This window comes from Acidithiobacillus sp. TH-A35, from assembly GCF_057473505.1.
In genome coordinates this window covers 1-2,283 of the sequence record NZ_JBYCKR010000281.1, presented here as the reverse complement: position 1 = coordinate 2,283, position 2,283 = coordinate 1, and the positions used below count along the sequence as shown (strand labels likewise).

Genomic DNA, 2,283 nt, shown 5'->3' with positions numbered 1-2,283 from the left:
AGTCGCAGCGGAAATGGGCCAACTTTGGGCACCCGGCTGGTTGGTGAGGATCATGTAGAAATCCTCTACCTTGGTAAAGTCCGCATTCGCCGCGGCGGCCTGGAAAGTGGCCAGATCAGGGGTCACCACTTTGCCCGCAGCATTGATCATTTTGCCGTAAGCCATGTGATTTTCCTTGGCATAGGCATATTCCACGTAGCCGATGGCACCGGGAATCCGCTGTACATATGCAGCGACGCCCGCATTACCCTTGCCACCCACACCAACAGGCCAGGAAACAGCAGTGTTATCGCCCACCCGTTGCTTCCATTCCGGGCTTACTTTGGCCAGATAATTGGTAAAGTTGAAGGTAGTGCCGGAGCCGTCAGAACGATGGACCACGGTGATATTCATATCCGGCAGCTTAACGCCCTTATTGAGGTCGGCAATGGCCGCGTCGTTCCATTTCTTGATCTTACCCAGGTAAATACCGGTGAGCACAGTGCCGTTGAAGGTCAGTTCACCGGGCTTTATACCGGGGACATTCACGACGGGGGTAATGCCAATAATCACTGCCGGAAACTGGACGAGCTGGTCTTTGCTGAGATATTCAGGCTTGAGGGGCATGTCGCTGTTGGCGAAAGCGACGGTTTTGGCCTTGATTTGGGCAATCCCGCCACCAGAACCGATAGCCTGATAGTTCACCATGGTGCCCGTTTTCTGTTTGTAGGTTTCTGCCCATTTGGACAGGACGGGATAAATGGCCGTGCCGCCTGCGGCGGAAATGGTTTCCGCCTGCGCCAGCCCTGCTACGCCCAAGCTCATCACGCCCAACATAAAAGCCACGCCATTGAACTTCATAATATCCCGCCCCTTATACAGGTTTAGTTAAAAGCTGCACAGAAACTATAGCAAGATTTTATTACAATTTTATGACACTGCGGAGTCGGGGGGGAAACTGCGGGCGAGATGAAGCGGAAAATGCGCAGTAAAAGTGGTTCCCTTACCCACTTCACTGGCTACTTCCAGATGCCCCTGATAACGCTCGACAGCGTGACGGACAATGGCCAGCCCCAACCCCGTGCCGCCCATGCGTCGGGAGCGACCTTTGTCCACCCGGTAAAAACGCTCGGTGATACGCTGCAAATGCTCGGCAGCGATACCATCGCCGGTATCCTGCACCACGAAAAGCAGCTCGCCGGGGCGACGCTCCCAGCGTACGCTGACGGCGCGGTCTGCCGGGGTATATTTGATGGCGTTTTCTAATAAATTGCGAATGATACTGGTCAGGTCGATGGTTTCTGCGAAAAAGCCCAAGTCGCTATCCAGCGCTGTGTCGATCTGCAACCGTTTTTGCATTATCGCGGGCGCCAGGGTGTCCAATGTGTTGTGTATCATGTCCGCGAGCATCAGTGTTTCGCAGTGTTCCGGATTCGCTTCGGCGGCCTCCATGCGTGCCAGAGACAGCAGGTCTTCGACCAAAGACTGCATGCGCAGTGTCTGCTGTTCCATGAGACGGAGTTGACTGCTCACCTCATCGTCGGCGGCGATGGGACTGTCCAGCATGTTTTCCAGGAAACCGCGCACCACCGTCAGCGGGCTGCGCAACTCGTGGGAGACATTAGCCACGAAGTCCTGACGGACCTGTTCAAGCTGGCGGATACGGGTCACGTCCCGGAAGATGACCAAAGCGCCGGCATCGGCGAGGGGATAGCGCATACCCTCCAAAATCTGTTGTGCATCTGCCGGGGCGGGGAGTTGCAGGCTGGGCGGCCCTTCGCCAGCGAGAAAGGCCCGCAGATGCGGGGTACGCAGCCAGAAGGCCAGCGGCTTGCCCGCGTCATCGGGCCACTGCAGTTGCAGCAAGCGGATACCGGAAGGATTCACCCAAAGTAACTGACCGCGCTCATCCATGAGCACCACGACGTCGGGCATGGCCTGCAAGGCGTCACGCAATTGTACAATCTGGGCACTCAGCAGACGGTGCTGTGCCTCCTGATCACGTCGCCAGTGGTAGCCCTCGGCAAAAGTCTCCTCCCACATCCCCCCCGCCAGCGGTGGCAGTAAGGTGTCCGGGTTGCGGAACCAAGCGCTGAAACTCTGGGATTGCTGGCGATGCCAGCCGACCCAGAGCGCCAGCAAGAGAGCGATGATCACCGGTGGGAGGTAGGACCAGGCGCGCAGATCATCGTCGGCGGCCAGAAAAATCGGAATCAGTGACCAGAGCACTACGGGGTAAAACCAGGCACGGAGGTACTTCACGTCGAAAAGAGATGCTGACGTGCGCTGCGGTATGCTGAACGC

2 protein-coding genes are annotated in these 2,283 nt (G+C 57.2%); both read right to left on the bottom strand.

Annotation, left to right across the window (positions count from 1 at the left end):
- A partial coding sequence (gene pstS, locus AC2VNK_RS09210; protein WP_486883542.1) for a phosphate ABC transporter substrate-binding protein PstS occupies positions 1-840 on the bottom strand: 840 nt, incomplete at its 3' end.
- Between the two features lie 69 nt (positions 841-909).
- On the bottom strand, positions 910-2,283 hold a 1,374-nt coding region (gene phoR / locus AC2VNK_RS09205; protein WP_486883541.1), incomplete at its 5' end, for a phosphate regulon sensor histidine kinase PhoR.